This is a genomic window from Exiguobacterium sp. s80 (assembly GCF_018618725.1).
Classification (GTDB): Bacteria; Bacillota; Bacilli; order Exiguobacteriales; family Exiguobacteriaceae; genus Exiguobacterium_A; species Exiguobacterium_A oxidotolerans.
This window is the reverse complement of the sequence record NZ_JACSMP010000035.1, coordinates 1-230: the sequence shown is the minus strand read 5'-3', so window position 1 is coordinate 230 and position 230 is coordinate 1. Positions and strand designations below refer to the sequence as shown.

The 230-nt window shown below is 48.3% G+C and carries 1 protein-coding gene; it reads left to right on the top strand.

The genetic code is table 11. The features are described from left to right. Positions 1-230 (top strand): relaxase/mobilization nuclease domain-containing protein (locus tag KNP94_RS15850; RefSeq protein ID WP_215115967.1); only part of this gene is annotated, 230 nt, incomplete at both ends.

Genomic DNA, 230 nt, shown 5'->3' with positions numbered 1-230 from the left:
TCTCAGATGAAGGCGACGAGAGAATTATGGGGCAAACCGGACGGAATTCAAGCCCACCATGTCATTCAATCCTTTAAGCCAGGGGAAGTAACAGCCAAACAAGCGAACGAGATCGGACAAGAACTCGCTCGAGCCATCTCTAAAGGGCATGAAGCCGTCATCTACACGCATACGGACAAGGAGCATATTCATAATCACATCATCATCAATGCCGTGAATTTCGAGAGTGG